The organism is Paenibacillus sp. FSL R10-2782 (assembly GCF_038592985.1).
In the GTDB taxonomy this organism is placed as follows: domain Bacteria; phylum Bacillota; class Bacilli; order Paenibacillales; family Paenibacillaceae; genus Paenibacillus; species Paenibacillus terrae_C.
The window spans coordinates 2,662,334-2,689,008 of the sequence record NZ_CP151951.1 but is presented as its reverse complement, the minus strand read 5'-3'; the positions used below and the strand labels follow the sequence as shown (position 1 = coordinate 2,689,008).

General features: G+C 47.7%; 22 protein-coding genes and 3 pseudogenes. 5 read left to right on the top strand and 20 right to left on the bottom strand.

The features are described 5' to 3' along the window. Nucleotides 1-30: 30 nt before the first annotated feature. The 8 genes from NST83_RS12170 to NST83_RS12135 all read right to left on the bottom strand — a co-directional run bounded on the left by NST83_RS12170 (nucleotide 31) and on the right by NST83_RS12135 (nucleotide 7,716). Nucleotides 31-1,062, bottom strand: a complete 1,032-nt coding sequence (locus NST83_RS12170; RefSeq protein ID WP_342417773.1) for an ABC transporter substrate-binding protein — start codon at nucleotides 1,060-1,062, stop codon at nucleotides 31-33. Nucleotides 1,063-1,086: 24 nt separating this feature from the next. Next, the gene (locus NST83_RS12165; protein ID WP_342417772.1) at nucleotides 1,087-1,965 is read right to left on the bottom strand and encodes a fumarylacetoacetate hydrolase family protein; all 879 of its coding nucleotides are present in this window, start codon (nucleotides 1,963-1,965) and stop codon (nucleotides 1,087-1,089) included. After that, entirely contained in the window at nucleotides 1,962-2,804 is an 843-nt protein-coding gene (locus NST83_RS12160) for a creatininase family protein (RefSeq protein ID WP_342417771.1), read from the bottom strand. The genes NST83_RS12165 and NST83_RS12160 overlap by 4 nt, the downstream gene beginning before the upstream one ends. A 57-nt stretch (nucleotides 2,805-2,861) precedes the next feature. After that, nucleotides 2,862-4,058 (bottom strand): amidase, encoded by a 1,197-nt coding sequence (locus NST83_RS12155; RefSeq protein ID WP_342417770.1) that lies wholly within the window; start codon nucleotides 4,056-4,058, stop codon nucleotides 2,862-2,864. A gap of 22 nt (nucleotides 4,059-4,080) precedes the next feature. After that, complete coding sequence (locus tag NST83_RS12150) at nucleotides 4,081-4,893, bottom strand: cysteine hydrolase family protein (protein ID WP_342417769.1); 813 nt, start codon at nucleotides 4,891-4,893, stop codon at nucleotides 4,081-4,083. Between the two features lie 61 nt (nucleotides 4,894-4,954). Next, nucleotides 4,955-5,983, bottom strand: a complete 1,029-nt coding sequence (locus tag NST83_RS12145) for an ABC transporter substrate-binding protein (RefSeq protein ID WP_342417768.1) — start codon at nucleotides 5,981-5,983, stop codon at nucleotides 4,955-4,957. Nucleotides 5,984-6,009: 26 nt separating this feature from the next. Continuing rightward, nucleotides 6,010-6,888 carry an ABC transporter permease gene (locus NST83_RS12140; RefSeq protein ID WP_342417767.1) on the bottom strand — a complete coding sequence of 293 codons (879 nt, stop codon included), beginning with the start codon at nucleotides 6,886-6,888 and terminating at the stop codon, nucleotides 6,010-6,012. A 30-nt stretch (nucleotides 6,889-6,918) separates the two neighbouring features. Further along, nucleotides 6,919-7,716, bottom strand: a complete 798-nt coding sequence (locus NST83_RS12135) for an ABC transporter ATP-binding protein (protein ID WP_342417766.1) — start codon at nucleotides 7,714-7,716, stop codon at nucleotides 6,919-6,921. Between the two features lie 269 nt (nucleotides 7,717-7,985). Here NST83_RS12135 and NST83_RS12130 point away from each other — a divergent pair, with 269 nt between their 5' ends. Beyond that, nucleotides 7,986-9,575 carry a PucR family transcriptional regulator ligand-binding domain-containing protein gene (locus tag NST83_RS12130; RefSeq protein ID WP_342417765.1) on the top strand — a complete coding sequence of 530 codons (1,590 nt, stop codon included), beginning with the start codon at nucleotides 7,986-7,988 and terminating at the stop codon, nucleotides 9,573-9,575. A gap of 237 nt (nucleotides 9,576-9,812) precedes the next feature. Here the strand turns inward: NST83_RS12130 and NST83_RS12125 are convergent, their stop codons facing one another. The 4 genes and pseudogenes from NST83_RS12125 to NST83_RS12110 all read right to left on the bottom strand — a co-directional run bounded on the left by NST83_RS12125 (nucleotide 9,813) and on the right by NST83_RS12110 (nucleotide 12,818). Continuing rightward, nucleotides 9,813-10,871, bottom strand: coding sequence for a Gfo/Idh/MocA family oxidoreductase (locus tag NST83_RS12125; protein ID WP_342417764.1), 1,059 nt, complete (start codon nucleotides 10,869-10,871; stop codon nucleotides 9,813-9,815). 48 nt (nucleotides 10,872-10,919) lie between these two features. Then, nucleotides 10,920-11,433: pseudogene (locus tag NST83_RS12120) on the bottom strand (sugar phosphate isomerase/epimerase); the annotation flags it as partial. A 13-nt stretch (nucleotides 11,434-11,446) separates the two neighbouring features. Beyond that, nucleotides 11,447-11,810, bottom strand: a pseudogene (locus tag NST83_RS12115) (Gfo/Idh/MocA family oxidoreductase); the annotation flags it as partial. Nucleotides 11,811-11,909: 99 nt separating this feature from the next. After that, nucleotides 11,910-12,818, bottom strand: a complete 909-nt coding sequence (locus tag NST83_RS12110; RefSeq protein WP_342417763.1) for an AraC family transcriptional regulator — start codon at nucleotides 12,816-12,818, stop codon at nucleotides 11,910-11,912. A 1,074-nt stretch (nucleotides 12,819-13,892) separates the two neighbouring features. Between NST83_RS12110 and NST83_RS12105 the strand changes: the two genes are divergently transcribed. The 4 genes from NST83_RS12105 (at nucleotide 13,893) to NST83_RS12090 (ending at nucleotide 18,299) form a co-directional block, all read left to right on the top strand. Beyond that, the gene (locus tag NST83_RS12105) at nucleotides 13,893-15,101 is read left to right on the top strand and encodes an MFS transporter (protein WP_342417762.1); all 1,209 of its coding nucleotides are present in this window, start codon (nucleotides 13,893-13,895) and stop codon (nucleotides 15,099-15,101) included. Between the two features lie 115 nt (nucleotides 15,102-15,216). After that, nucleotides 15,217-16,455, top strand: coding sequence for an aspartate aminotransferase family protein (locus NST83_RS12100; protein ID WP_342417761.1), 1,239 nt, complete (start codon nucleotides 15,217-15,219; stop codon nucleotides 16,453-16,455). Nucleotides 16,456-16,490: 35 nt separating this feature from the next. Next, entirely contained in the window at nucleotides 16,491-17,540 is a 1,050-nt protein-coding gene (locus NST83_RS12095) for an alcohol dehydrogenase catalytic domain-containing protein (RefSeq protein WP_137063080.1), read from the top strand. Between the two features lie 30 nt (nucleotides 17,541-17,570). Further along, a complete protein-coding gene (locus NST83_RS12090; protein WP_342417760.1) occupies nucleotides 17,571-18,299 on the top strand; it encodes an HAD family phosphatase in 729 nt (242 codons plus the stop codon). 376 nt (nucleotides 18,300-18,675) lie between these two features. Here the strand turns inward: NST83_RS12090 and NST83_RS12085 are convergent, their stop codons facing one another. The 8 genes and pseudogenes from NST83_RS12085 to NST83_RS12050 form a co-directional block, all read right to left on the bottom strand. Further along, nucleotides 18,676-20,271 carry an alpha-amylase family glycosyl hydrolase gene (locus NST83_RS12085; protein ID WP_342417759.1) on the bottom strand — a complete coding sequence of 532 codons (1,596 nt, stop codon included), beginning with the start codon at nucleotides 20,269-20,271 and terminating at the stop codon, nucleotides 18,676-18,678. Between the two features lie 343 nt (nucleotides 20,272-20,614). Beyond that, the gene (locus tag NST83_RS12080; protein ID WP_342417758.1) at nucleotides 20,615-21,391 is read right to left on the bottom strand and encodes a methyltransferase domain-containing protein; all 777 of its coding nucleotides are present in this window, start codon (nucleotides 21,389-21,391) and stop codon (nucleotides 20,615-20,617) included. Between the two features lie 112 nt (nucleotides 21,392-21,503). Next, nucleotides 21,504-21,669: pseudogene (locus NST83_RS12075) on the bottom strand (Rrf2 family transcriptional regulator); the annotation flags it as partial. A 254-nt stretch (nucleotides 21,670-21,923) separates the two neighbouring features. Beyond that, on the bottom strand, nucleotides 21,924-22,937 hold the full coding sequence (locus NST83_RS12070) for a cation diffusion facilitator family transporter (RefSeq protein ID WP_342417757.1): 1,014 nt from the start codon (nucleotides 22,935-22,937) through the stop codon (nucleotides 21,924-21,926). Nucleotides 22,938-23,118: 181 nt separating this feature from the next. Next, entirely contained in the window at nucleotides 23,119-23,727 is a 609-nt protein-coding gene (locus NST83_RS12065; RefSeq protein WP_342417756.1) for a DUF1349 domain-containing protein, read from the bottom strand. A gap of 159 nt (nucleotides 23,728-23,886) precedes the next feature. After that, on the bottom strand, nucleotides 23,887-24,747 hold the full coding sequence (locus NST83_RS12060) for a Cof-type HAD-IIB family hydrolase (protein ID WP_342417755.1): 861 nt from the start codon (nucleotides 24,745-24,747) through the stop codon (nucleotides 23,887-23,889). Between the two features lie 384 nt (nucleotides 24,748-25,131). Further along, on the bottom strand, nucleotides 25,132-25,605 hold the full coding sequence (tnpA, locus tag NST83_RS12055) for an IS200/IS605 family transposase (protein ID WP_342417327.1): 474 nt from the start codon (nucleotides 25,603-25,605) through the stop codon (nucleotides 25,132-25,134). 178 nt (nucleotides 25,606-25,783) lie between these two features. Then, entirely contained in the window at nucleotides 25,784-26,380 is a 597-nt protein-coding gene (locus tag NST83_RS12050) for a DUF1349 domain-containing protein (RefSeq protein ID WP_342417754.1), read from the bottom strand. Between the last annotated feature and the right edge of the window lie 295 nt (nucleotides 26,381-26,675).

Sequence of the window (26,675 nt, the reverse complement as noted above, 5' to 3'; positions counted from 1 at the left end):
ATTCAACCCACCTAGAGGACCTTTCTCCTCCTAAGAATGCGGCAGGAACTTATCCGTGAATACCTTGCTGACATCGGGTTCTTTTTTCAATGCTCCAATCTTCATCAACTGCTGTCCCAGCTCTGCCCAGCGCTCCTCTTTCATATAGCCGACACCGTGTTCCGCCGCATCACCTTCATATACGAACGGGATGAGCGCTTCCGCCGCATAGTTCAGCTTTTCTTTCGTAAAATCCGGGTTTTCCTTTAAAATGACGTCATTTACGCTATCATAATTGGTCTTGTAATAATCCCAGCCCTTCATCGAAGCCTCAACATAGGCACGCACAAGATCAGGATGGTCCTGAATATACTGCTCTGTCGTGAACAGCACATTGGAATACGGATTATAACCGGCATCTGCCAGCAGCAGAAATTTAACGTCCACATTCTGCTGCTTCATCTCGTACGGCTCACTGGTTACATAACCCTGAATGGCAGCCGTTTCATCGGGGATAAAAGGAGCCAGGGAACCGGTATAAGCCATTTCCTTCACATGATTCAATTGGTATTTGTTCTTCACATAATCCCAGAACACCGAGCCTGCCCCCACGTAAACGGTACGGTTATTCAAATCGGCAAGGGAGGAAATATTCTGATTGGCATGAACCATGAGTCCCTGCGGGCTTTTCTGGAAAATTGTCGCAATCGCTACCAAAGGAATTCCTTCTTCACGGGCGACCAGCAGCTGATCCGCCGTGGTAAGTCCGAACTGCGCTTTGCCGGAAGCCACGATCTGTGTGGGAGACACCTGCGGTCCGCCTGCCTGAATGGTCATATCCAGACCAGCCTCTTTGTAATATCCCTGCTCCTTTGCCGCATACAAACCGCCATGCTCCGCCTGTGCAAACCAGTTCGTCACCTGTGTGACTGCCGTGAGTTCCTCGCTTTTCTCCGTGGAACCCGATGTCTCGGCAGCGGCATTTTGAGCAGTTTGCTGATTTCCGCAAGCCACCAGCAATGTTGATAAGGAAAACATTGCTACCAGTAAAACAGCAAATCCCTTTTGTCTGTACTTGTTCATCTCATTACCACTCCCCAAGTAAAATTACTGATGGTTGTATTCTGCATCCGCTACAGGATTACGAAGCGTCGTAAAGCTACTGATTCTGCATTCGGCAACATCTCCGTGCTGAATCCGAACGGACCCCGGTGTGCCCGTCATGATCACGTCGCCCGGATAGAGAGTCATCATCTGTGAAAAATACGAGACAATGAACCATGGATGATAAATCATACGAGACACGGTATTGCTATGAATAACCTCATCGTTCAACACAGTTTCAACGGCAAGGCTCTGCAAATCGCTTATTTCATCAGGTGTTATTAGCTGTGGCCCGAGACTGAAAAATGTGTCGAATACCTTGGATCGCTGTAGAAATCTGGGATTCCGTGCGTGAATGTCCTGGCTTGTCATATCCAGTGTTGCAGCAAAACCGGCGATGACGTCCCGCGCGCGTTCTTCCGGCACATTTTTGCAGCTTCGGCCGATAATAATACCAAGCTCCGCTTCGGATGTCACATTCACGGACTGAGCCGGCAGCCGGATATACTCTTCCGGCCCAATCAGGCTGGAGTCCGGCTTCATGAAGCAGACCGGCTCAAGCTCTGGAGGAGTGGATGCGAGATCAATCGCTTTCTGTACATAATTCATGCCAATTCCCCATATTTTGCGGGGGTGGCGGAAGAGAGGAGCCAGTATGGCCTCCTCCGTCGGTATGAAAGGGCTTGATAGCCATAATCTGTTTTTGGGCCTCTGATACCACTGGACAAGCTCCTCCAGCTGACCCTGCTGCAATATCTCCATGACGGAAGTTCCCCATGTGCTTTCTTCCGCCCTATTGATCTCCTCCAGTAGAAAAAATCGCCCATCATGCTCAATCGCAGCCCGCTCCCCATCGCCGTGTTTAAGACTGACGAGCTTCACGGACGGCTTCCTGTCGACTGCTGAACCGGCTCAGTCCCGCGGACATCGGTGATTTCAAAATCACACAGCTCCTCCAGCGCCTCCGACAGAATCGCCGTAATTCGTTCCTGGATGATTCTTCCTTTCTCAGGCGTGGCCATCGTAGCATCTCCGGCAATGCCGCTAGCGGATATATCAGCCATCTTCCAGGCGAAGCGTATTTTTCCTTCTAATGTAAGAAAGCGGTACGAGGACATATCGGGAAGCTCTTTGACAAGGAACTCCTTCTGCACCCAGTCCGGTTTGATGGACAGGACCAGAGAAGTTTCATAATCGCCGCCGTGAATTCCATATTCCAATTCCTCGGGAGACAGAAGGTCCTCCGCGACATTCAGACTGCTTGGACTGAGATAGAAAACCATCATCCCCGTTCTGATCCGGATTTCCCGTGATACGGTATTCAGCAAATCCATATTGCCCCCATGCGTATTAAACAGCAGTAGCTTGCGAAAACCGCTGGCCTTCAGACTTTCTGCAATGTCCAGCATTATGGCATGCAGCGTACTCGCAGACAAGGAAATGGTGCCCGGCAGCCCGATATGCTCATTGCTTTTGCCATACGAGATCGGAGGCAACAGCCAAATCTCCTTATCCGGCCGCACGCGCTCCAGCGTTTGTGTTAATGTCGCCTCTCCAATCAAAGTATCCGTATATACAGGCAGATGGGATCCATGCTGCTCCACAGCTCCGACCGGCAGAATAACCAGCGCCTTCTCCTTTGGCAGTTCTTTGACCTGTTTGCTTGTCAGACGGGGCAAAAAGCGCTCCTCCCATACCGTTCCTTCATATCGTTGAAACATAACTGACACCCTTTCTTCTGCGGTTTTGATGTTCTTTTCACATGGCTTAATGGCTTCTTATACATCGAGCGATGATTTGATCCTTGTTACTGCCGGAACAAGGGATGCGGCCCATTCCAGCAGACGCCGATCCTGTCCCGGGCCAGCGATGAGGGAAATACCGATCGGGCAGCCCAGTACCTCGGCAGCGGGGATCGTAAGCTGCGGCAGTCCCGACAAGCCGGCAATGCAGGTCAAACGCATCGTTTGCACTCTTCGTTCTTCAATTGGCGGCCCGTTTAGTCCCAACTTCGGGGCCGCTCCGGTAGTTGTCGGTATCACAAGCACCGCATCCGTTCCAAGCAGGTCGGCCATGCGATTGCGCATCTCAATCCGACGTTCTGCTTCCTTCTCCTGATCAGCACGTTCAATGGTGCCTGCCCAGGAGAACCGCCCGGCTATGTCCGCTCCGAAGACTGGCTGCTCACGTTCAATCCAGGCCCCATGCTCCTGCCATATTTCGTAGCCCTGGATCGTCCTAAACATGGCCATCCATTCAGGCAGACCCTGCGGGGCGATGCGAACAGCTTCATGGCTCTCAGCCAAGCCGCACAGCAACTCCAGCCAAGTGGTAAGCGCCTCTTTGCTCTCCGTGTCAGCCAGCTCCCAGGCATCCTCACCGATCAGCACACGGCTAAAGCCGGAACCCGAGGTTGTCTGTGGCAGAAGCACTTCACCTACCCGGCGCAACGTCTCGGGATCGCGTGCCATCCAGCCGATGGTGTCGAAGCTGGGAGCGAGCGGGATAACGCCTTTCTCGGAGACACTGCCATGCGTCGGACGCATTCCATAAACTCCACAGTATGAAGACGGCACACGTACCGATCCTCCCGTATCCGTTCCAAGGGCAAAGTCGGCAAGCCCTGCGGCGACGGCAACCGCCGATCCGCTGGATGAACCACCAGGGATACGGTCCGGGGCCTTCGGATTCACGGGTGTTCCGTAATGGGCATTTTCACCGTTCAGGCTGAACATCAGCTCATCCGTATGAGTCGTACCCGTTAGTCGCGCCCCCTCCTGCAACAGCAGGCTGACCGCTTCCGCGTGCTCCGCCGCCGGGCTGTGCGTCTCCAGCCAACACGGATTGCCCGCGCCGTTCGTATAATTACGGACAGCAAACACGTCCTTGACCATAAAGCTGAGTCCACTCAGCGTTCCCTGTCCTGTCGGTTCAACCGTCACCTGGTTGACAACAGCGTTCCATTGATCTTTCATCAAGTCACCCCATTCCTTCCGCTCACCCTTCCAGAGGAGCCGGCTCTTCCGGTGCATTTCCCTCTTTACGGGCCGCTGCCCCGTTTAGCTCCTCCACCAGCCAGGTGGAATCAGCGACGAAGCCATAGCATTGCTTGATATTGTATAAGGTGGCTTCCAAGCAGAAGGCCGGGGAGCTCGTTGCCGAGCAGTCCTCCAGAAGTATACCGTCATATCCGAGGCAAGCCGCGTCCTGCAGTGTATGCATGACACACTGATCGAGATTTACCCCGGCAAACAACACCGTCTGAATATTCAGATTTCGCAGTATACTGTCCAATGGTGTGTCCCAAAACCCGCTCATGCGGTATTTATCCACATAGATATCATCAGGGGACGCATCCAAATCATCGACAATAGCTGCTCCCCAGCTGCCTTTCTCCAGCACCTTGGAGCCGTTCCCCGGTAGCGGGTCCCCAATTCCGTTGCCCCGTCCGTCTGAATTGTACACATGGAGCACAGATGGCGGCACGTTCATCCGGTCCTCCCGGTTGCCCCAATTTACCCAGATGACGGGCACATCCGCTTTACGCAGCTTGGGCAGCAGTCGGTTAAGCCGGCTGACCGGGTTCAGGAGCAGCGATGTATCTGCCCCGATGGAATCCAGCCAGCCTCCCGGTGTGCAGAAATCATTCTGCATATCGATGACAATGACCGCTGTATGCTCCAGATCAAATATGACTTCCTGCGGCTGTGCAGGAAGAGTTACGGGCTTGCCGTACTTTTGTGTCCGCCTTAGATCCACCAGCGTTTCGGACACTTGCCAATAGCTCTTTCGATTTCCAAGTTTGAACATATTAAGTTCCCTCATTTTCCTGAAAATTCTGGTTTGAGGCTATACATACTTCGGTTCACACTTATGGTTTCATCAGATATTCGGCCGTGAACGCTTGGGTAACATCCTGTGCCTTCGTTAATCCTTTGCCCTTGATCATCTGATCCTGCAGGGTGCTCCAGCGTTTCTCTGTCATGTAACCGATACCGTTTGCCTCGGATTCCTCGTTAAGAATAAAGGGCTTTTCCTGCTCCGCCTCATAATTCATTGCTTCTACCGTCATATCCGGATTGTAGGTCTGAATGAGCGGGTTTACCTTTTTATAGTTGTCAAGATAATAGCTCCAACCCTTCTGGCTTGCCTGCACCACAGCCTCTACGACATCGGGGTGCTCTTTAAGGTAGTCTTCGGTTGTAAAAAGAACATCCGCATAGTTCGCATAACCGGAATCGGCGATTTTCAGATAGTCCACCTCAACCCCTTGCTGGGAAAGCGCGTAAGGCTCGTTCGTGATGTAACCCTGATTCAACGAATTGGGGTCATTGATAAAATTGACAAGCTGTCCGTTATACTTCATTTCTTTTACATCCGTCAGATTGTATTGGCTCTTGATATATTCCCAATAAGGCACCGCTGTACCGATGTATACGGTTTTGCCGTTCAGGTCGGTGAAATCCTTGATGTCTTGCCCTTTGTGGTACATTAGAACCTGCGGTGTGCTCTGAAATCCGGCAAGGATACCGACAACAGGGATTCCCTGTTCCCGCGCCTTCAAAATTTCATCCGCATAAGAGATGCCGAATTCAGCTTTGCCCGCAGCGACAAGCTGCATGGTTGACACCTCAGGACCTCCCGGCTGAATCGTCATGTCGATCCCCTTGTCCTTATAGTAGTTCTGCTGCAATGCCCCAAAATAGCCTCCATCTTCCCCTTTGGAGTACCAGCCCTCGATCAGTCTCACATGCTTCAATTCTGTTCCGGCTTCCCCTTTCGCCGGGGCGGAGGATTCTGGAGCGAAGGAATTGGAGCATGCACTCAAAAGCAGCATGATCAAAGCTGTAGCCGACAGCAACCACTTCTTGTAACGTAAGTTCATATGATGTTTGGACATGTTGGATCCCTCTCCCGGTTCTGGTATCATTTCATTGCCGACTCATGCCAAGACTTCAAAAGCTTGTTCGACACCATATTGATGATCAGGAAAAATGCTATTCCCAAGACGGATGCCGCTAAACCGCAGGCGAACAGATAAGGAGTTTGCAGGCGGGTTGCCGCAACGGTAATCCCGTATCCGAGTCCACCCTGTCCGCCGCCAATGCCGGCAATGTATTCGCCCACGATTGCTCCGACAACTGAGCTGGAGCATGAAATTTTCAGCCCCGCCATAATGTACGGGAGCGCCGCCGGAAATCGCAGCTTCCAAATGGTCTGCAGCTTGCTCGCATTATACAAATAAAATAAATTTTTCATGTTCTGATCCGTTGAGTTCAATCCGATCAGCGTATTCGATAAAATCGGGAAAAAGCTGATCAGGAATGAGATGATCACAATGGCATTGATTCCTGCTCCGAACCAGATCACAATGATCGGCGCTACCGCTACGACCGGAATAGTTTGCAGGATAATGGCGTAAGGATAGACGCTTTTTTCCACCGTTTTGGACAGCGCCAGCAGAATGGCTAATGAAATACCGAGCACTACACTGATCGCAAAACCGATCAACGCCTCTACAATGGTTGTGCTTACCGACGTAATCAGATTCGTACTATTCTCGGCCGCCGCCGCCGCAATATCGGATGGCTTGGGCAAAATATACGGAGGCATTCCGATCGTCCGCACGATCCCCTCCCATCCGCCGATAAACAGGACAAACACGACTAATGGCGGCAGAACTTTCTTTAGCAGGCTCAGGATCTTATCCTCGCCTGATGGATAACCACTGCGGGCAATTTCCTTCGCAGAAGCCCGGATACCTACCGCCGTTTCAACGGCCGAACTGGCTGCCATCTCTTCCATTTTTCTTCCCTCTCCTCTCATTTCTGGCTATCAATGCTTCAACACAGCGGACACGCTGCGTACATATTCACCGAACTCCGGACGTGTCCGGAATTCATCATCTCTCGGATAAGCAAACGGAATATCGATGATGTCCGAAATTTTACCGGGACGGGGCGTCATCACCACTACTCTTGTCGATAGAAACACACTTTCAAACACGTTATGCGTAATGAACAGAACCGACATCTTTTTGTCCTGTTCCCAAATATTCAGCAGTTCATCCTGCAGTGTCTGCCTGGTAATTTCATCAAGGGCGCCAAACGGTTCATCCATTAACAGTAACTTGGGTCTGGATATCAACGCTCGTGCAATCGATACCCTCATCTTCATTCCGCCTGACAGCTCACGGGGCAGCACCTTCATATATTCCTTCAAGCCTACCAGTTCAAGAACCCGCTCCCCTTCGGTAATACGCTCCTTCTTGGATATGCCGCGCAAAGTAAGAGGCATGGTGACATTATCAATCAGCTTGGCCCATGGCAGCAGAGTATGCTCCTGAAATACAAAGGCAATCTCATTCTGCTTGCGCGCTTCCTTCGGTGAGGTGCCCAGCACGGACAGATGACCGGAGGTCGGTTCCGTCAAACCGGCAATCATATTAAAAATAGTCGATTTACCACAACCGGAAGGGCCGACAAAACAGAGAAATTCCCCTTCCCCTACATGCAGATCCGCATGCTGTACGGCTACAGTGCCATTGGGGTAGATTTTGCCGACATCATTGATAACAAGCATGGAACGGCTGTCCTGTTTGGCCGCAGCCTGTTGATTTTGGGTAAGCTGCATCTGAATTCCCCTCTTCTCTTTGAAGTTGTGTCCTATCATAAAGCTAAAAAATATGAATGTAAATATTTCTTACACAATTTTGGTTTTAAATCTAACAAAATGGGCTTATCGTTGGTTTGAAAACAGAATTAAAAGTAATGTGTGTTAGATTATATTACATAACAAAGGCAAAAGGATTGCAGAAAGTCGAGGAAAGCCTATATAATGGCTTAAAAGGTTACGTCGTGTTCGGCATCTGAATCATATACGCATCATGGGAGTGATTAAAAATGCATTTAACTGTAGAGGATGCCTTGACGGTCTATCCGTTATCGGAAGGGAAGCTGGCGGCCGGTAAAAAGGGAATTTTCCGAACGATCAGTTCCATTAATTTGATGGATGCGCCGGATGTGATCAATTGGATGAAAGAAGGGGAACTGCTGCTGACTACGGCTTATGCGATCAGGGATTCACCCGAGGAATTTGTCAATTTGCTGCAAAAGCTGAATGAACGGGGAGCCTCCGGGCTTGGCATCAAGCTTGGCCGCTACTGGGCGGAAATTCCAGAGATTGCCCTGCTTGAAGCCGACCGGTTGGGCTTCCCCCTGATTGAGTTGCCTTTTGAATTCACCTTCTCCGAGCAGATCACCGCTCTATTCCAATCCGAGTTCCAACGCGATACCCGCCGGCTGAATGAATTGCTTGAAACGCAGAAAAAGCTGGTTGATTTTGCGATGCAGGCGGATGAGTACACCAATTATTTTCAAAGCATCACAAGCATTTTGGGGCGTCCAGTAGCCATCGTCACCTCTGAGGGACAGGCCTTGTATAACGTGACACGCTGTTCCGAAATGGAGCTGTTGAACGACTGGCCCTGGCATCAGGACCATCGGTTTTATAAGGCGGCAGATAACCTGTTGTATCGGGTCCCCCTGCTGAAAAACGGAAAATCATACGGTTACTTGCTGGTTCAGACCGAAAATCTGCTGGAAGCACATGATATGGAGGGTATTTTTCACCAGGCTGCCGTTATTCTTTCCTATCATCTGGAGGTCATCCGGAATCAGGAGACTTCTGCGGCAAGCAGTCGTCTTGGCGCGACCATGGAGCGTTACTTGAAGGGAAACGCCTCTCGGAAGACGGTGCTTGAATTTGCCGAAGCGTTGGGAAGCACATTGTGGAGCACACCCTACGTATGCATGATATCCTCCACAGGAGCTGATCCGTGGGACCATGAGAGTCAGCGCCGCAGACTGAGGGAGATTCAGAGTAAGCTTCAGGACCATCCGAAAGCGGCCTCCTTGGAATCCCATCATTTCTATGTGATGAACCGCATATATTCCCTCTTTCCCATTCTGGAAGAGGAGGCCAAGGAGCGCAGACAGTATGAGAACTCCGCACGTTTGTATGCAGATTTGATGCATGCATGGGACCACGGAGCAGGAGCAAGGACATGTTTTATCAGTAAAGTGAGAATGGGTATGGAGGAGTTCATCGACGGCTTCCGGGAGTGCGCCGAGGCCGAGAGAATCAGCACAGAGCTCGGTATAAGCGAACCGGTTGTCATGTTTGCCGACCTGGAATTCATTTATCTCTTCAAGCATATTCCGCAGGAGGTCATGAGCAGGTACTGCTCTTATTTGTTCCGTCCACTGCTGGACAAGGACGAGGAATACGCTGGCGAGATGATGCACACGCTTGAAGCCTATTTCGCCAACAACGGCCAAGTGAATGAAACCGCGCGTGAGCTGTTTATCCATCGCAACACGGTGCTGTACAGGCTGGAGAAAATATCGGGGCTGCTGAATCTGGATTTGAAGAATACCGACCACCTGCTGCTGTTAAAGCTGGGGCTTATGTTTAGGCATTTGATGCCCTAATTGGTCACTTACTTTGGGGGATGTTTAAGTGGAATTATTCACCAAAAAGAGGTTGTTTTTTTCCGCTCTCCTCTTTTTGGTGAATAGTCTAATTTTAAAATTCCATTTGCTTTATGCCCTCATCGAATCATTCATTCCAGAACCTATGAGAAACTTTAGGATCCAATATTTTTCACAGGTTCTCAAAATATAGGATCCTATATATCTCACTTATGGCGAATCGAAAATAGAGCTGATTTAAATCGTTCTTCGAATCACGCTTTTGGTTGCTGCCGCCTCAAAAATCGTCTCAATCAGTACCAGCACACGATGCACTTCTTCGCTTTTGATCGCAAGCTCCGCTTTTCCTTCGATGGCGGAGACAAAATTTTCATAAAAGCTTTCTGCTGCCACAGGTATTTTCTCAATCGGGAACTTCAGAGTGGATTCCTCTGACGGCGGCGCCATCGTTTTCGTCAATCCTTGGCCTGCTTGAATCGGTTTTGGTTCTACATGAGCAACATCCGGATTTCGGGTGGCAATCTCTCCGCTCAAGTCCCAATCCCTGATCACTGCGGTACCCTCAGTTCCTTTAATATACCAACGCGGCAGCTTTACGTAATTGGTCGTACCCACTTCAATGACCGCTGTCAGGCCGTCCTTGAACTCAATAAAGCTGGTAAAGCCGTCATCCACTTCAGTTCCCAAAATATAGCTTAACTTAGCAGCTACGCTTTCTATTTGGCTGTCCGTAATCTGAAGTAGCTGGTCCAACAGATGCACTCCCCAATCCAGTAGCATTCCTCCACCGTACGCCTTCAGTTGCCGCCAGTCACCTGGAATGCCGTTAGCCCCCTGAACCCGCGATTCCAGTTGGAAAAGCTCGCCCACGGTCTTCTTGCCGATCATATCTTTGATAATTCGGAAGTCTTCATCCCATCGGCGGTTCTGATGTACCGTAAACACGCGGTTTTCTTTCTTCGCCACCTCGACAATATCCAAGAAATCCGCGCTCGTTATCGTAACTGGCTTTTCGCAAATGACATGTTTTCCGGCTTGCAGTGCCTGGATCGCTATTTCTTTATGAACGTCATTAGGCGTTGCTATCAAAACAATATCCACGGCCTGATCGGTTAGAACGGCATCCAGACTTTCGTAGGTTTTATAGCCGCCAGCGGCGGCCAGTTCCATCCGGTAATCGACAATATCATATACACCGCCAATGGCAAGCTGCTGAACAGGTTCGATCAATTGAACATGGTAGCTTCCCATGCCTCCATAACCGATAATAACTACATTATATATCCGATTGCCCATTTTCAATTTCCTCCCACTTCTGATTTAAGTCCAATACATATCAAGCGGTTACTCGTGGATCAAAATCGATTGCAGATGGTTACTGCAGGATTAAATTCTCCTTCGACGGACATCATAGGATCTTCGTGTTTGAGGCTTATTACATATTATACACAAAAATCCGAAAAACGCTGATTATGTCGGACTATTCGGACAAGCAGTGACCGCAGCCTACGGAGCGGAAAATCCAGGCTCTGGTCTGCACATCACCGTAAGGCTGCATATCCAGCAATCCATACATGTTGATGTTGTCCTGATCCAGATAAGTATCCTTGCATGGAAATGATGGATCGCGCCTACGGGACCAATCCCCTGCCACCATAAATGGCTTGGATCCAGATTTACGCCAATCGCATCGCAGGTTTCTTCTCGCAGCTTCAGAATGGTATACGGTGTATGGCACAAAAATCCGCCATGCAGCTCGATGCCGATCTTCACGCTATGCTCTTCCGCCAGCTTGCCGATTTCCTTCCAAATAGGGAACAAGTTTGTTCTCCCACTTCCATTTCTTGATATCGCTATACGGCTGGTCATGGCGTTGGAACCGCACGACGCCGAATAGCCTTTGCCTTGGCGTAATAAATTTCCCTAATTGCTGTTGTTCGCAAATCTTATGTAGATACAAGGAATCCTATCTGAAGCGGTTTTGATAACCGATGGTCAACTTCTTACCGGTCCGTTTGGAGGCATCGATCATGACCCGCGCTTCTTCGGTCGTTTTGGCCATTGGCTTCTCGCACAAGACGTGTTTTCCGGCTTCCCTGGAGGCGATCAAAATTTCCACATTATACCACCGAGTTATCACATCCGAAATCGGCTTTTGCCTTCTCAGCACGTTCGGGGGAAATGTCGCAAAAAGCAACCATACTTGCTTTTCTTGATCTGCTTCAAAACAGGCATATGTTTACCGACTGCAATAAGCCCACAACCAATAATCCCAATTTTTTATTTCATCGTAACTCTCCTTTCACTTCGTTGGATAGCTCAATCATACAAATCTCATGAAAAACTTTCTTCCTCAGTTCTTGCCGTTTTATTCCCGAATATTGCCCTGCGGTATTTCAATGGTGATGTTCCTGTCGCTTCCTTAAAAAAATGATGAAACGTCTTCACGCTGCTGAAACCTGCAGCCTCTGCGACCTCAGTGATCGGATTGTCTTCATTCAGCAAAATCCATTTGGCCTTATTCAGTCTGTATTCATTCAAAAATGCTATAAAGGTCATCCCTGTATTCTTCTTAAACAGTCTGGCGAAATAATAGGGACTGAAACCCATATATTCAGCTATATTCTTCAGCGAAATAGTTTCATGATAATGGCATTCCACATATTCAAAAATACGTTCCAGTTTACAAAGCATGTCCTTTGATTGTGTTAAGGTACTTTCAGAGATTTCGGGAAGCCTAGGCGTAGTGCTTCTTGGCACTTCCCGCAAAATAAGAGTCAACATCTCAAACAGTTTGGCTTTGATCATATAGGCATAACCTTCTTGGTGGTCGACGGTCTCATCATAAATGCTTTGAATCAGCGGCAGCATTTTAGCAGTTGTTTCTTCTGGCCAGTTCCAGCTTGATTGCTCCATCTCCGTAAATATATCTCTAAGAGGGCGCTTCTGATCGTTTAATGTGAATACCTCTTGAAAAAAGCTCAAATCAAATTGAATAACCACCCGTTCGCTGTCGGGAGAAGCCAGGAAATAATGAACATCACCACCATTTATAAATTGAACTTCACCTTGTTTCATGCGTATCGAATTATCGTTAATTCCCAGATCCAAGGTTCCCTGGGTCACATAAATAATTTCAATTTCTTTATGCCAATGAGGATAGCAAAGCACGTCGCCTTTATTAATAAAACTCCGGAAAGGAAAATGTCTGTCAAGCTCCGGAATTTCTAAATACAAATTCATTTTGGTAGACTCCTTTTGTTGTAAATTCAAAAAAGCCGCATACATGACTATTAATAATCATGTTGCCTTTTCATACAGATGGAATATCGTAACGTTTACCTTATTAAGATAACACCTTTACAAACGAAAAAAGCAAAGATTAAATTACTCATTCCATCCATGATTTCTCCACCGGAACCGACAGTCATATTTCCTCTTTAGCGTAGATTTTTGAATAGGCCATAAGATAAAACTCTCTACTATAAGTGAACATGCAATTAATCCACTCTTTCAGACTGTATGGCGTTTATAAATACCTTCCGCCACAGGTGAACCATCCCCCCTTGGACTGTCATTCAATCGTACCGTGGTGTTAGTGTACACCAGCCAGTATGCTCAACGGTGCATCGTTTTCTATTACGGCGAGTCCTGATATTTTGGCGCTTTCTAATGATAACTTAAACAAGGTAAATTCTCTCGTATGTTTGTCCACATCCTAATTACAATTTTTTCATACAATGATAACGGAAATAAATCGAAAAAGGAGTGCGATCATGAGTATTTTTTTTCGTAATCGCACCAATTATACCGTACAGTTGGCTATCTTTTATCGCACAGCTAGATGTGGGTAAGATTTAGTGGCACAAGTGGAGACTGAAGTCTGTTCGGGGTTCCTATTGATATATACCCTCACCTCGATGCAAAGATGAACAAGAATCATATGAACATAGGAAAGGGAAGCACCTTAAGGGTCAATGGCAAAGCGGACTTAGCCAGACTTACTGAAGGACAAGCGGGCTTTCACAGCCTGAAGCCGACAATTTCCCGATTCCGAAAAATACCATGAGAAAACCTCCAGCCTGCGGCGGGTCTGGGGGTTTAGATGTGTATCCACAGCTGAGTGCGTATCACAGTGACATGGAACATGACGAATATCCGTAAGATCATGCCGATTTATGTTAAATACGTGTAAGATTTTTTGGATCATTTTTAGCATTTTTTATATAAATATATATATACATTTCCATAAAAAAGGTATAATCTAGTAAAGAAACAAAACCCATATAAAAATACAACCTTATGGAGGGACGGACCTTGAAGAGACTATTCGCTTTAAGTTGTGCTTTCTATCTGTTAATCGGCGTCACCAGCGTGGTTCTTGGGGCATTACTACCGATACTGCTGCCACACTATGGACGAGGATACAGCGATGGCGGATTACTGCTGTTCCTACAGTTTTCTGGATTTCTTGTCGGCGTTCTGCTCTCCCCCTTCATGGCACTGCATATCGGTCGCAAGTCGATGCTGTCTATTGCCCTGGTCAGTATCGTGGCAGGGTATGCCTTCCTGGGTGTACTCCCCTCATGGACCTGGGTCATCGTGATGACCATCTGGGTTGGCTTCGGCTCAGGCATCATTGAGTCGTCCATCGGAGCGTTCACGATTGAGTTCACCGAGGAGCAGAAAGCCGTAGCCATGTCCAAGCTGGATGTCTATTTTGCACTTGGTGCACTGCTCATTCCGGCGGTGGTAAGCCTGTATATCTGGTTTGGAATGTGGCATCTGACCTTCTACACCATCTCCCTTCTGGCGTTTATTCTGGGGCTGTTCTGGCTTACCATGCCTGCTTCCGCCTCTTCTCACCTTACCCAAGCAGACCTCCGAACCTCTGAGCGATCGGTCGAACAAGCCCGGTACTCGGGACAGCATCGTGTGTTACTGGGAATATTCATTGTATTCTTCTTTGTTTACATGGGTCTTGAACTGGGACTCATGAACTTCCTGCCCTCCATTCTGATCGAGACGTTGCAGCTTCGGGAATCCGTAGCCTCGCTGGGTGTCAGCATACTCTGGATTGCAATGATCATCGGCCGCATGTTCTCAGGAAGGATTGCAGAGTCATCAGGATATATTCCTTTCCTGCTGTGGAGCGCAATCGGGACTTTCTGCTTCCTGGTTGCTATGGCGTTTGTATCCAGCCAGTGGGCTACATACCTTCTAATTTTTGGTGCAGGGTTGTTCATGTCCGGACTCTTCTGTATCGCCCTCGTCTATGCGAACGTGCTGATTCCGGGAATGACCGAGAGAACGACCAGCATTCTGATTGCGTCGGGCGGAATTGGCGGCGCGGTGCTTCAATATGTAACAGGCTGGAGCATGAGCGAATGGTCGGTGACGGCTACCCTCTGGATTCTGGCGGCTTTCAGCCTGATTCTGCTGCTAGGGGTCATTCTCTCGCATCTGTGGAATGGTAGGGGCAGCCGGGTAGTTGACTCCCTTGTCCATCAGGGCAAGGAAGGATGAGATCACTTTATTCTTGGGGGAGGTGAGGCCCGCCGCGTTATGCTGTAACAGGGGCTGTACACTTTATAAGGATGTACTTAGAGAAATGTATATTCTGATATGGAGGGAAAGTATTGTGCATACCTTAACCAAAGAACGCTTCAGATACGGAAAAGGCATTACTCTGATTGACGATTCAGGAAAGGAGTATTTGGATGGCGTATCCGGCACCTTCAATCTGTCGCTCGGTTATAATCACCCTCATGTCGTTACCAAAGTACAGGAACAAGTCGCTAATCTTGTCCACATGTCCTCATCCTTTACCGAGCCCTACGTCGAGGAAGTCCTGGATCATCTGATCAAGTATACGCCAAACGGCATCGACGCGGGGTGGATGAGAGATATTACCGGCTCCACAGCGAACGAATGCGCTGTGAAGCTGGCCCAGAAATATACCGGAGCATCCGATATAATCAGCCTGTACCTGTCCCATCATGGACAGACCCAGTTCGCAACAGGTATATCCGGTAACGCCTTCCGGCGGAGGAAATTTCCCAACTCGGCTGCAGCAAATTCCCTGCATTTACCTGCTCCCTACTGCTATCGCTGCCCGTTTAATTCTTCGCCTGACAAGTGTGGCTATCAATGCGTCGAAGCCATATCGGATGCCATTGAGTATGCAAGCTCAGGCTCTGTGGCCTGCATGATTATTGAACCCATCTTGGGCAACGGAGGCAATATCATCCCACCTGCAGGATATTTTAAGCGTCTCCGTCAGCTGTGCAACGAGTACGGGCTGATCCTGATCGCTGATGAGGTGCAGACCGGGATTGGGCGGACAGGCTACATGTTCGCAAGTGAGCTGTTTGATATCCAACCAGATATCATTACTCTCGCCAAGGGTCTCGGCGGCATTGGTGTACCGGTAGCAGCGGTATTAATGCAGTCTCGGCTTAATGTCCTCGAGAAGCACGAGCACTCCTTCACCTCAGGTAGCAATCTAATCTCGGTCACGGCAGCCAAATTCACGCTGGAGGTTGTAACCGAGCCCGGTTTTCTGGAAGCCGTCCGGTCTAAAGGAAGCCTGCTCGGATCCTTGCTGACGGAGATGGCCGACAAGCACGATTGCATTGGTGAGGCTCGTGGCGTCGGACTGATGTGGGGACTGGAAATTGTAGACGAGGACGATGCCCCGGATGCAGTGAAAAGCAATGGGATTATCGATCGTGTATTTGACGAACAGCAATTAATTCTCAGAGGTTCCCGTTACGGTTATGGCAATGTGGTCAAAGTGAGACCTTCCCTCACGGCTACAGAAGATGAGATTGTCGAAATTGTTAAACGGCTTGACGCGGTTCTGGCGACCCTTCACTAACTATCTGCCCAATAGGCAAAAAGGAGGACTTATTTATGCTTGCACTGGTATACAAATCAGCTTGGGATGTCGCACTTGAGGAAAGACCTATCCCGGAGATTAAAAAAGATAACGATGTACTCGTCCGGATCCGGGCGACAGGCGTATGCGGTACGGATTTAGGCATCATCAGTGGCAAATATCATGCCGTGTCGTCCACTATCCTGGGCCACGAATCAGCGGGGGAAGTAATCGCTGTAGGATCAGCCGTTAGTTCAATGCAGCCCGGGGACCGGGTCGTGATTGATCCGACATACTACTGTGGTCAATGTGATATGTGCCGAACAGGAAGACAGAATCATTGCACACATAAATCCGTAACCGAGACCGGAGTCAGCGCCGACGGGACGTTCACCGATTATTATGTGACGGAGGATCGTTTTCTGTACAAGCTGAAGGATCATATCAGCTACGAAGAAGCAACACTGACCGAACCGCTGAGCTGTATGCTGACCGGAATCAACCAGATTCACCTGCTGCCGAACTTCACAACCATCATTCTTGGTGCAGGCCCAATTGGAATTCTGTACAGTTATGCTCTTGCTTCCAAAGGTGTCACAGGCTGCCTCGTTGACATCTCGGAAGAACGGCTCGCCATAGCTGATTCCGTGGCCCCTGATCGGTGGTCCGTACACGCCACAATGGAATCAGCCATTCATGAGCTGGCACCGCTAAAAAATCAGGTAGACATGATTGTGGATACCACAGGCGTGGTCGGTACACAGGTACTGTCCCAGCTTACGAGCGGCGGATATCTGATGCTGGTGGGGCTGAGAGATGGGACAAGCACGTTCAATCCGAAAGAGGTAGTTGATCGTAGCCTCAAAATCATTGGCTCGATTGATTCCCTGGGAACGTTCTCCACGGCTCATTACCTGATTGAGCAGCAGATCGTTCCCGCCAAAAAAATCATTACCCACTCCTATCCGCTGGAAGACTACCGTGAGGCTTTTCTGACCCTCGGATGCAATATCAGCGAGCGGACACTTCAGCCTTCTTCACAGGCGATCAAGGTTGTGCTGCAATCGAACGGCTCCGGTAACTAAATCCGGATACAAACAAGGGGGAGAATGGACATGACAACCATTCATCATGATGCGCAGCCAAATAATGAATGCTTGGGAGGCTCATTAGCGTCCGTTCCGGTCAAGGCGGTCATCTTCGATATGGACGGAGTGCTGGTAGACAGCGAACCGATTTATTTTGAGATCGAGCGTAGCTCCTTTGCCCATTTCGGTGCGTCCATGACGGAAAATGAGCACCACACCTATGTTGGAGTGACACTCGAATCCATGTGGCGCCAGGTGCTGGACAGACATCAGCTCACCAATACAGTGGAAGAGGCTCTGTCCTATCACCGGAAAAATGTGATGCAGACGATGATTGCACACGAGAGCCTTGTGGCAATTGACGGGTTGGAGCGGTGGCTGGACTGGCTGCAAGATAGAGGGATTCCAGTCGCGGTGGCCTCTTCCTCTCCACGGGAGCTGATTGATCTCATCATGGAAAAGACAGGGCTTGGCCGTTACTTCGATATTCGAATCACTGGAGAAGAAGTATCGCAGGGTAAGCCGGCACCGGACATCTTCCTATACGCCGCCGAGCAGCTTGGCATTGCCCCGGCCCATTGCATCGTTATTGAGGATTCACGGAACGGTGTCCAGGCAGCCAAGAGTGCGGGTATGCGCTGCATCGGCTTCCACAACCCCGGCTCGGGCCGGCAGGACCTGTCCAGAGCCGATCGTCGGATTCTTAGCTATAACGACCTGTGGGCAATTAAAGAAAGCCTGCCGTTCGAGGAGTAGCTGCCTGCCAAGACAAAAAATTAAATGTACGAGAAGGCTTATCCCCTTTATAATCATATGGAAGCGCCCGATCTTTAATATGGATGAGAGCATTAAATAGCGCCCCTTGGACTACACACTGGAGAATGTCATTTATTCTGCCCTGTGTGTACTCTAACGGGCGTGCTTTACATTGAATTGGCCTAGTTGAATCGAATACGTTCCCCGTTCATTCCTCCGCGTAGTGTTGACATATAACTGCTCTCCTGACGTTCAATATCTTCTATTCGGATGCAGCAAAACTCATATAAAAAAAAGGGGTGCTCTTAACACCCCAACATGGATTCGTCGATATATATCCGCTTCATTTGAACGGTAAGTTTGCGTATGTTCAGCTCTATCTGTCTTCTCCAGTAATCAGAGAACTGTAGGCCGGAATCGTGACCATTCCTTTCTTCACCTTCACATCCTTCGAGGTGGAGAAGACCACTTTCCACTTACCCTTATCCAAATCTTTCATCTGCAGGGTAACCGGCTCTCCAGACAGGTTATGGTATACATACAATGTTTCTTTGCCTGAAGTGCGTTTAAATGCGGTCACGCTGGCAAAACCTGTTTGGATAGGTTGCAGACTGTCGCTGCGGAGAGCTTCATGTTCTTCCCTTAGACGGATGAGCGTGTGGTAGCTTTCCAGCAGGGAATCATCGTCCCGCAGCTGCGCTTCCACCGATACTTCGCCTGTGTTGTATTTGGGTTCCTCCCACGTCGTTTGACCGGGGCCAGCTCCCTTGTACCAGCGCATAGGCTCCCGCAGATACTCATCGGGCTTCTCTCCCTTCATGCCGATTTCTTCCCCGTAATAGAGGAACGGCTGACCCGGAAGCGTCAAAAGTATGGAAGCGGCCAGCTTAGCTTTTTGCACATCCCCTCCCAGCTCGCTCATGACACGAGTCTGGTCATGGTTGCTCAGGAACGGAGCATCGAGTGCCGCTTTATTGTAAGATTTGTACAGTTTCAGCGTTTTCTCGGCAAATGTAGCGATACCCTGATCCCGGCCGTTTTTCACGGAATTCAAAATCGTTCCGCCCAGGTCAAAATTAAAGAGGGAATGCAGCGGTCCGTAATAAGGAGCTATTGTCTCCGGTTTGTCCCATACCTCCCCCGCTAGATATACATTCGGATTTACCTTCTCCATCTCGGAACGGAACTCATTCCACCAGGCGATGTTTTTATCGGCACCCTCCTTTGTCTGTCCTTTAAAAATGTGCATTGCCGCGTCGAGCCGGAACCCATCTGCACCTTGCTGTATCCAATATTTTCCTACCTTGATCATTTCTTTGCGAACTTCGGGATTGTCGAAGTTCAAATCCGGCATTCCCGACCAGAACGTGCCGTAGAAATACCCTTCGCCATTCGGATTCTTATGCCATACCTGCTGACCCCACGAGCCCTTTTCTTCCAGATCTGTGTTCTCATCCGCCCATACGTAATAGTCGTGGTATTTGCTTTGCGGGTTGACGCTACCCTCTTTGAACCAAGGGTGCTCACTGCTCGAATGATTAATAACAAGGTCCATAATCACCTTGATGCCCTTTCGGTCCGCTTCTTTCATCAAGGTGCGGAAATCATTCAGATTCCCATACTGGGGATCGACCTGATAGTAGTCGGTTACATCGTATTTATGGTAGCTTGGAGACGGATTTAGGGGCATGAGCCAGAGGCCGCTGATCTGCAGATCCTTGCCCGAACGGGGGTTGCCGTCGTTTAAGTAATCAAGCTTTTGTGTAATTCCTTTCAAATCACCGTGTCCGTCTCCATTCGAATCATAAAAAGAATTAATATAAATTTCATAAAACACGCCGCTTCCAGTAGAAACCGGAGGCTTATGTCCGTTCATTTCCTGCTCTGCCATTGCACCTGAAGCGAACATCGTGAGCATAGGCACCGTTAACATGGCGGTGGACAATCTTCTTAAGCATTTGTTACGTGTCAAAACATACCAACTCCTTTGATTGTTATGGATGCGTCTTCATTATAAAGATAAAAAATCCAAGAAAGGGGGTATATTATTATCTATTTTGGTGGAAAATATCGCTCTTCCTGTTTTCTCTGTATTCAACTGCAAATGATGAGGTGGCATTTCGTAGTCATACAAGGAGATATCCTTCCCAGAACGCTACTTTTAGACTACTTATCGTCATAATCAGAATCACTATAGAGTGCTATGAGAAGACTGAGTTGGCGATAAACCATAAAAAAAACACCCCCACAGCATTCCTGCTGTAGAGGGGTGCTTCCCTTTCAAGGTCAATCAAGTACATCCCTATATGTCCTACTTAAGCGTGTTCCTTGATGGCTACGATGCGCAATCGGCTGGTGTCGGCCATCCATTGACCTCCCTGGTCTATGGATGGCTTAACCTTTGCCTCAATGGCGCGGTAGATGGATACTTTGTCTGCGGGGGTGACGTCCAAGAAGAAATAATCGGCGAACTTGTCCAGCCAGCCCCGAACCCCAGTATCTGTCCTGAGCGGAGTGGGTCTGTCGAAGTGCTGAGCCAACGTGACACGGAAGCCGGCCTGCTCCAGCAGGCTGGCGTATTCTCCAATGGTGGGAAAATACCACGGATTCCTTCCAGCCCACGCATAACCATGCGCCTCAAGCGTCTGCTCCATGGCGGTTGTCAGAACGGCGACATTGCCGTTACCTGCGAATTCGGCAACGAATCGCCCACCCTCCCGGAGGGCCAGCCAGATAGAGCGAACGACAGCATCAGCATCCTTGATCCAGTGCAAAACCGCATGGGAGTACACAGCGTCAAAGGGGGTATCCGTCCGGTAATGACAAGCGTCTTCCACCTGAACATTCAGAAAAGGGTACTTCTGTCTGGCCCGCTTTACCATTTCCTCCGACAGGTCGAGACCTGTGGGTATTGCTCCGGCGGCTGCAATCTTGGCGGTCAAGTCCCCAGATCCGCAGCCCACATCTAGGATTCGCTCCCCGGGTCGGGGCTGCAGTAAGAACAAGGCCCCTCCTCCCAGCTCAGCTACTAAATTCAGCTTATCATCATACGTTCCCGAGTTCCATTCATTGGTAATGGGTTCGCTGCACATTGTCTCAGTCTCCTTTTTGCATGAATATTATAAAGACTTTGCAGATATATGTTATCTACAAATAATCAAATCGTGGATCTTCACTGCCACAGCATTCAGAACAGTAAGCAGTGCCTTCCATTGCATGAATGATGTGCAGAAAAGAAATATCCACTTTCTTCCCTTCAACCGATACCTCCGTTGGCACCCGGATCCGACTCGATCAGTTCAGTTTTCACCAGCAGCGTGAGTATTTTCGATAGTTATGTGGGAGATAGACCCTGATTGATGGCAATCAATCAAAGACTTTATATGTCCATGATAACTATAATATTATCAAACTGTCAAGAAGCTTTTCGATGACGTCGCTTGACAAGCGTTCCGGATGTCAGAGCGGAATCGGTACACATTCACATTTCTTATTATTCCCGGTTGCTTAGGTCCACGCGTGGCGCACAGGGATCTCCCGCATTATCCTTTTGCGCATAGGTTCCTCGCCGCTTGTAGCCAGCAGAAGAGACCCACATCACGTAGATCTCTTCTGAATTTCTTGCTAATAATGTTCAATATGACACGGGATTCCCGGTCTATCCATCTGTATTGTAATATGCTTGATCTTGTATTCCTCTTTCAACAACCCCTGTGCCCGTTCCATTACAACACTGCTGTACATTGGATCTTGGATGATGATATGGCAACTCAGCAATGGAACATCCGATGATAACGCCCATACATGAAGGTCATGCACTTCAACAACATGCTCAAGATCAAGCAGGGATTGCTTAATTTGATCTGTGTTCATATTCAGGGGTGTACCTTCCATCAGAATATGAATGGAGTCCCGAGTCACCCGATAAGCACTGATGATCACCAGAACCGCCACCAAAATACTGGCGATCGAATCAGCCAAATTCCAGCCAAAGAACATAATCAGCAATGCAGCCACAATCGCACCCACAGAGCCTAACAAATCCCCTATTACATGTAAAAAGGCACTGCGAATATTGAGATTTTCAGATGTATCTCCTCTCATAAGTATAAAAGCAGCAGCTATATTGACGACCAAGCCAAGCACTGCGATTGTCAGCATTCCTGAAGTCATGATTCCAGGCGGGGCAGAAAGCCGTTCGAAAGCTTCCCAGAAAATATAAATCGATATCAGAGCAAGTGCTAAGCCATTAATAAAAGCAGCCAGTACTTCAAATCGTTTGTAGCCAAACGTCTTTGACTTGCTCGCTTGCCGTTGTCCCCAGGTCATCGCCAAATAACTTAACCCCAATGCACCCGCATCACTCAACATATGCCCAGCATCAGATAACAGCGCTAGGCTGTTAGTCAGTAATCCACCAATAAACTCTATGATCATATAACCGGCAATTAAAAAGAATGATAACTTCAAAGCATTTTTGTTCGCTCCATGTCCATGAGAATGCCCGTGGCTATGGGAATGCCCATACCCGTGAGCATGTGAATGCTCACTGCCTTTAGAATGATTATGTTGAGGATGTTGGTTGCAGTCATGTTCGCATGCCGTATTATGGTGGTGTGTGTGACTTTTCTTACTCATCTACCTGCCCTCTCTTCTATAAAATTCTGATGACTTGCAAATTAAACTAATATATGATCACTTATTCATATATTATAAGTAATACAAATGTAGTCTGCAAGAAAAATGTTGAGGATCTGCCTTTGGATATATAGACATTGATACTAAAAAGCTTGAGGAATTGTCCTCAAGCTTTTCAACTCTACTTCTTGACTGGAGGGTCTACATGCAAATCGTGATCAGCTTCGGTGAAAGCCCAGCGGGTAAAAGTAACCTCCAGGCCGTCTCGGGTCGGCGAACAAGCAAAGGGACCTGCTTGATTACCGGAAGCGTACGGGAAACGGGCCACACGAATGGTTCGCCATCCGTGGTGCTCAGTGCGTGCCCGAATAATCACGGCATCCTTCATAATGGAAGCACGAATGGTAACTTCTTCCCCCTTCCATTCCGGTACAGCAGCCAAAGACCAATCGGAATAACCGTCCGTTACTACTACGGCCAGTTGAGGAACTCCATCGTTGATTTCAATTCCTATTTTAATCCACTGCGCTGGTCCGTGATATAATAAAATACCTGCTTGATCATAAAGCTCTGTAAAGGATGTCAGCAGAAATGACACCTCCACCGCGTTGTCTGTTTGCCAGTCAGCTAACAGAGCAGCACCATCCTCATATTCGAAACCGTATAATGTCTTTTTCCAAAAATCCCTTCCCTTTTCCGGTACAACCTTCAGATGATTGCCCTCTTGCCGGGCTGACAAAGGCTGGTTGATCCAATTGCCTGTCTCCCAATTCATTATGTTTTTGGTCACGTGCTAACTCCTCCTTTTAGGAAGGGTCTGATCGACATACACCAGCAATTCCATCCCCTTCCATATCTCGATTGTATCATAAATAACTAGCAATTACGGAGTATAGGCGCCTGTCCTTGTCCCAATTTTACATAATCGCCTCCAAAGAGGAAAACACAGTTATGATTCAGATATCAAACCGTATTTTACAAAGCTTTTATATAGTCCGTCTTCCTCAACGTGGTCAGTAATATCATCTGCAATTTCCATCAAACCCGGATTTGCATTGCCCATAGCAATGCCTACGGCGCAATATTCGAGCATCTCGGCATCGTTCATTCCATCTCCAATGGCAATCGTCTGTTCCTGGGGCAGGCTCAAATGATTCAGCAAATCAGCAATGGCGATTGCCTTGTGAATACCAGGAATCATCATTTCTCCACTGTCCTTTCCAAAGATCGGGACGGTGCACTGGATGACCTCAAATCTTCCCTGGAATTCTCCCTTAATAAATTCAAAGGGTACAGCGCTTTCCAGAAAGCAGACCTTATTTACATCGTCTTTATACAAATCAGTCTCTCCATATGTCAAACCCGCGATAAATGGATGGGGGAAACGCTCCATTTTTTCTCTGGCCACAGAGTCGTTCTCAACATCTCCATAGATCCGCCTTTCCAGATGAGGTTTTAAATTCTGGCTAGCATAGAGAGCCGAATTGGACTCCAGATAAAAATCAATTCCATGTGTATTAAAGAAATCCACCATATGCCGAACATCCTCAGGCGTGACTTTTTTATGATAAAGAATCTCATCTCCAGATTCTACATATCCCCCTCCTGCTCCAATAAGACCATCAAATCCGATATCCCAAATAGCGTCGTAGATTTCAGCTTTCGAACGACCTGTGCACAGATAAAGCAGATGGCCATTCTCGCGTGCTATTTTGCAGGCTTTTTGTGCCGATTCAGGCACCATACCGTCATCACCGACAAGTGTACCGTCAATGTCGATAAACACAATTTTTTGAGTAGCTCTATTCATTACTATTCTGTCTCCCTTGTTTAAACGAATGATGTTTTATGAGATGATTGTTGTTATGTTCTACAATTACACTGTAATTTGTGTAACGCATTACATGTCAAGTCTCTTTTGATCTGCCGATGGCATCATCATTATGTTCTTTGGTTCAGTATAATCATACTTTCCTGCTGTTTCTAAGCAGTGGAATGTCCTCACTATGTCCAGCAAATCCTGAAGCTTGGAGAAGAAACTTATTCTTGAAAATCATGACCACCCGTCCAACGGGTGGTTTGCTCTTGGGGTATAACCCCCTGTTGCCAAACTGCGCCTAAAGACGCTAGCCTGACCGAAAAACTGTTCAGGCTCAGTGTTATTTGTCACTTTCACTTACCAGTTAAACTGGTTTTACTTCTTTTTGCTCTTGTTACTGCTAAATGGATCTTCGTATTCTTTTACACTCAGCTTATCTAGTGCTTGATCATGTGCTTCTTGTTCACGAATATACTTTCTTACCGTTGCTTCATTTAGGCCCACTGTACTTACATAATACCCTTCTGCCCAAAACTTTCGATTTCCGTATTTATACTTGAGCTGAGCATGCTTCTCGAATATCATTAGCGAACTTTTTCCCTTTAGATATCCCATGAACGTTGAGACAGCAATTTTCGGTGGAATCGCTACCCACATGTGAACATGATCGAGCATCATGTGACCTTCTATAATTTCTACTCCCTTGTACTTACATAAACGTCTGAAGATTTCGATTAAATCTTTTCTCACTTGATTATAGATTTCTTTCCGTCTATACTTCGGGGTGAATACAATGTGGTATTTGCACATCCACTTTGTGTGAGCTAGGCTGTAGCTCTTGTTTGCCATCTAAGACCATTCCTTTCTTTTGAGCCTGAACATCTCAATTTTATTGGAATGGTCTTAGTGGTGAAACCCTCGATTCCTCCACCCGCATAGCGGGTGGTTTTTTGTTTCGCGCGTTTCACGCACTCAACTGGCTAAAGCCATAACAAAAAAGCCGCCAATATGGCGACTTCTTAAATGCCTAAAACCTGCTATCCTCATTGGGAATCGTTAAGTTTAAATATTTAAAATTGGCCCGGCAACCTGATCCCATCGGTGATTGGGCCAGTGCACCCGCTATAAACGGATCAGTAATTTCCATTCCAAAGTAGCGGACTAACTTCCAATCCTCACCATCAGGCGAATAGTAAAAAGATATAATCTTCCCAATCTTCGTGATCCTTAAATGCGGGTTATCAACCACAACACGCTCAGAATTACAATCATCGGAGGAGCCATTCTTAGTTACAACAGACACAATCGTAGCATCATTGCCGTTAAATTCATAACATAGTTTAGCCCAATTGTTCTCGTCAGCCATCAACATCAAACATCCTGAATCATAAAGATGACGCATGTCTACCTGAAGCTGTGTCGTAAGCTGAAATGATGAATCAACCTGAAGATGTAGAAAAGGAGCCGAATGGGCTACATGTGTTCCCCCAGGATCCTTGAAAAAATCAACCTTAGCCGGTGCATCAATGATCAATCTATCTTCTTCGGTGTACTCCCAGTGCTCAGGTTCATTCATCCATCTTAATTTTCCCCTTACATTTGGTTGAAATAAATTATTATTCATATAAATTCCCCTCCATTTAAATAAATTGGAATTATTATGTAAATCAAATACTAGTACACAATAAACACTTCTTATATATAAATATAATGTCATTATACTCGCATGAGTTTCGCCTATAAATATAATATTATTGCAAAATGATATAATAATAAGGAAGTAAATTTTGAAAACAAAAAGCCGCCAATATGGCGACTTCTTATGCGTACGTGTTCATATCCCCTGACAACATCTTTTGATCTCCAGGTTCATATTTTTGGCTGACAAAATTAGTATAATGCACATATACCGTAAAAAA